Raw genomic sequence first — 3,681 nt, 5'->3', positions numbered from 1 at the left:
TCTTTTGGTATTAACCTGTTTGTGCTGTAAGTCCTTTCCTGTATGAATTTCAGCTACTTTTGAGCGTAGTTGCTCTCATCGAATTTTATTTTAAGTTAATTATTTGCATAACAATTCCCGAAGAGCCGAATATATTAAGGCGATTATCCGCCAATAAATGCCCGAAATTCTGCAAGATAGGGAAATGCGGGACGATTACGACAGTGGTGTTGATGCTTTGGGAGCGATATGGGAACCGCACTCGGAGTAATCTTTCCGCGATGCTCTGAAAGCAATTTTAGAAGAGTCTTTCGGAGTGCCGGCGATTAATGTTACTGAATATGATGACGAAGGCGAAGTCTTTGGCAGGCCAGACCAGATAGAATTGGATTTGTTAATCAAAAATGGACTGTTGATAATTGGCGAAATCCAATCCTCTATAAGTAAAAGTCCAATTTTATCAGCAGCGACACCAACAAGAATCCAACTGCAAGATAGCTATTTCACTGACGGGAGATTTCAAGGCGCAGGAAATAGCTAAAAATTTAGGAATAGAAGTTGATAGTTCTGCAAGAGATGTAGAAGTCAGTTAATAAAAGGAAGGTTAAGGGAAGATAAATAGTACAAGGAAATTGTCAGGCGATCACTACTTGACAAAACGGACAATATTTATTAATATTAAGCTTGCCCAATTTATATCATTAATAAAACTGCGAGAAATGTCCACTATTTTATATGATTCTGATTTTGACTTGTGGATTGAGCAGACAATCCAACAATTAAAAGATCGTCAATTTGAACGACTAGACGTTGAACACTTAATTGAGGAATTACAAGACTTGGGCAAGTCGGAAAAAAGAGCCTTAGAAAGTAACTTAATGGTTTTGTTGGCTCATTTACTCAAGCTCAAGATACAAGGCGATGCGCCTGAGACTATGACAGGCAGCTGGTATGATTCAATCAACGAACACCGGCAGCGAGTTCAAAAAAGCTTACGAGATACTCCATCTCTCAATCCCTATCTGTCAACAGCAGTTTCCTCAGTCTATCCAGACGCTCGCCAGCTGGCAATTAGAGATGGAAAAAAAGCTAAATTTGGCGTTCGCATACCATTAGAAAATGAGTATCCAATCACCTGTCCTTTTTCAATTGAGCAGCTCTTGGATGATGATTTCTACTTAAATGAGTCTTAGCCTAGAATTGTGATGTAACATATAGTAATCCCCTAAACCCTTGACAACAGGTAGCTGAACAAGGGGCTTAAGCCCCCTGTCCGTTCACGACTGATTTAGAATTGCTATAGCCAGTTAATTAAAGTAACATTTGCCTGAAAGAGGGCAAAAAATCTAGGAAATCTAAATAACTAAACCCAAAATCTAGGACAAAAATATGGAAACTCTGACGCTTAGTCAACCGATGCAGTTAACTGCATTACCAACCCAAGATGAACTTCCCTGCGATGATGGAGTACCCATGGAAACTCAAAGGCATAAATGGCAGATGTATCTGTTAATAGACACTATATCCCCTTGGCTAGACCAACGAGAAGATGGTTATGCCAGTGGCAATATGTTTGTATATTTCAGTACAGCACAACTGAAAAATCAAGACTTCAAAGGACCTGATTTTTTTGCCGTCTTAGGTGTACCAAAAGGGGAGCGAAAAAGTTGGGTTACTTGGGAAGAGGGAAAAGCCCCCGATGTAGTGATTGAACTCCTCTCGGAAAGTACCACCCAAATAGACAAAACCGAGAAAAAACAGATTTATCAAGATAAGTTACGAGTGCCTGAATATTTCTGGTACGATCCTTTTAACCCTGAAGATTTTGCCGAATTTGTCTTGGTTGATGGCCTATATGAACCACGGCAACCCAACGAGAAAGGATGGCTAATCAGTGGTCGTTTGGGATTAGCTTTAGTTCGTTGGCAGGGAGAATATAGAGGGGTAACAACCGTCTGGATTCGCTGGGCGACTTTAGATGGAATCTTGTTACCAACCCCGCGAGAGTTGGCTGAGGAAGCACAACAGAAAGCTGAGGAAGCACAACAGAAAGCTGAGGAAGCACAACAGAAAGCTGAGGCAGCACAACAGAAAGCTGAGGCAGCACAACAGAAAGCCGAGCGATTGGCGGCTAAACTCAGGGAATTGGGGATTAATCCCGAAAGTCTCTAACTTCCTCTGGGCGGATTTTGGTAAGACTCCCCCGCTGGGGTACTTCATTTTTGAATCGGCATTTTCACCAATGGAGAACGAGGAATTGACGACTGTTCCGATTTATTGTGCATCAAGGCTTGCGGCGTTCAGGGGTCTAAAATTGACATGAATGCCCTATTATCTTGCTAAACTAAACACCAAACTAGCAACATTCCCCCCATGTACCAGAGAACGCCGTCCCTTCCACCCAAAGAAATGTTACCAACTATGTACGACCTCCCCAGCGAAAACTTGGAGGAACCTGGCTTGCCTGACGAATTTCATCTCTTCCAACCCGAATTATTGCGCCAGACCTTTCGACCTTCTAACTATCCTGCCGAACAAATATTTATCGCCAGCGATCTAAATCTCTACTACGACCCTTACCATCCCCAATGGTACAAGCGGCCGGACTGGTTTGCCGCTTTGGGAGTCTCGCGGCTGTACCAAGGAGAGGAATTGCGCCTGAGTTATGTGATTTGGCAGGAAGAAATTGTTCCCTTCATCGCCATCGAATTACTCTCTCCTGGAACGGAAGCAGAAGATTTAGGGCGTACCGTACGGGGAATCAACCAACCTCCCACCAAGTGGGAAGTTTACGAACGAATTTTAGGCATTCCCTACTACGTGGTGTTTGATCGCTACAGCAACCAATTGCAGGCATTTACCTTAAAATCAGGAAAATATCAGCCTTTAAGACTAGAAAACCAGCAGTTGTGGCTAGAGGAAGTAGAATTGGGATTGGGACTTTGGGCAGGAAATTGTCAAGGCATTGAGCGGTTGTGGCTGCGCTGGTACGGACGAGACGGCAATTGGATACTGACTCCTACCGAACAGGAAACTCAACGCGCCGAGCAGGAAGCTCAACGCGCCGAGCAGGAAACCCAACGCGCAGAAAGAGAACGGCAGCGAGTTCTAGAACTAGAAGCTTTGTTGGCTCGTTACCAGGAACAATTCGGGCAGTTAAATTGAGAAAATAATGAATGGATTTTCTAAGCCATGAAAGTATCTTACCTGGCGGGATGTATTGATATGGTACTAGAGACTATTGCTGAACCTGATTTGATTGTTAAGGGATGGACTGATGAGCTAATAGCACTAAAACATTATCCGAAAACTGTTATCTCAAGAAAAGACGCAATCGTCATCTATAAAGAACTAAAGAACGATGGATTTGTCATAACTGCTTTTTTGACATCCTCCTGCGAAAAAATTATCAAGCGAGGCATCCTATGACAGCAGTCAATCTCTTAAAATCAATTCCTTATTTGCTAACCGCTCCTTCTTCAAGAATCTGGATAGATTATGATGAAGAAGCAGATGTTTTATATATTAGCTTTCGTAAGCCTCAAAGAGCCAATGATAGTTTGCTAGAAGACAATATTATAGCACTTCTTGGAGCTATGAGGTACAATAAAAAGCAAATAGACAAATAATAGAACTCGCCAGCTTCCTATGAGACCCTATTCCGTAGATTTTCGCCAAAAAATTATCGATGTCTGGAAGANA

The 3,681-nt window shown here is 42.4% G+C and carries 6 protein-coding genes and 1 pseudogene; all 7 read left to right on the top strand.

From position 1 onward, the window contains the following. Positions 1–262: 262 nt before the first annotated feature. Positions 263–340, top strand: a pseudogene (locus IQ242_RS26915) (hypothetical protein); the annotation flags it as partial. Positions 341–364: 24 nt separating this feature from the next. Further along, on the top strand, positions 365–520 hold the full coding sequence (locus IQ242_RS26910; RefSeq protein WP_305070287.1) for a hypothetical protein: 156 nt from the start codon (positions 365–367) through the stop codon (positions 518–520). Between the two features lie 178 nt (positions 521–698). Further along, positions 699–1,172, top strand: a complete 474-nt coding sequence (locus IQ242_RS19345) for a DUF29 domain-containing protein (protein WP_061431917.1) — start codon at positions 699–701, stop codon at positions 1,170–1,172. A gap of 196 nt (positions 1,173–1,368) precedes the next feature. After that, a complete protein-coding gene (locus IQ242_RS19340) occupies positions 1,369–2,151 on the top strand; it encodes a Uma2 family endonuclease (RefSeq protein WP_193961081.1) in 783 nt (260 codons plus the stop codon). Between the two features lie 201 nt (positions 2,152–2,352). Next, positions 2,353–3,144 (top strand): Uma2 family endonuclease, encoded by a 792-nt coding sequence (locus IQ242_RS19335; protein WP_193961080.1) that lies wholly within the window; start codon positions 2,353–2,355, stop codon positions 3,142–3,144. A 27-nt stretch (positions 3,145–3,171) separates the two neighbouring features. After that, positions 3,172–3,408 (top strand): hypothetical protein, encoded by a 237-nt coding sequence (locus tag IQ242_RS19330; RefSeq protein ID WP_193961079.1) that lies wholly within the window; start codon positions 3,172–3,174, stop codon positions 3,406–3,408. Continuing rightward, positions 3,405–3,608 (top strand): DUF2283 domain-containing protein, encoded by a 204-nt coding sequence (locus IQ242_RS19325; RefSeq protein ID WP_228021097.1) that lies wholly within the window; start codon positions 3,405–3,407, stop codon positions 3,606–3,608. The genes IQ242_RS19330 and IQ242_RS19325 overlap by 4 nt, the downstream gene beginning before the upstream one ends. The last annotated feature ends 73 nt before the right edge of the window (positions 3,609–3,681 follow it).

The sequence above is a fragment of the Microcystis sp. LEGE 08355 genome, from assembly GCF_015207185.1.
Lineage (GTDB): Bacteria > Cyanobacteriota > Cyanobacteriia > Cyanobacteriales > Microcystaceae > Microcystis > Microcystis panniformis.
The sequence above is the reverse complement of the archived record's forward strand: the minus strand, read 5'-3'. Positions and strand labels throughout refer to the sequence as shown.

Coding starts and splice junctions, on each gene's coding strand:
- IQ242_RS19345 (WP_061431917.1), top strand. CDS start 699: ATGTCCACTATTTTATATGATTCTGATTTTGACTTGTGGATTGAGCAG.
- IQ242_RS19340 (WP_193961081.1), top strand. CDS start 1,369: ATGGAAACTCTGACGCTTAGTCAACCGATGCAGTTAACTGCATTACCA.
- IQ242_RS19335 (WP_193961080.1), top strand. CDS start 2,353: ATGTACCAGAGAACGCCGTCCCTTCCACCCAAAGAAATGTTACCAACT.
- IQ242_RS19330 (WP_193961079.1), top strand. CDS start 3,172: ATGAAAGTATCTTACCTGGCGGGATGTATTGATATGGTACTAGAGACT.
- IQ242_RS19325 (WP_228021097.1), top strand. CDS start 3,405: ATGACAGCAGTCAATCTCTTAAAATCAATTCCTTATTTGCTAACCGCT.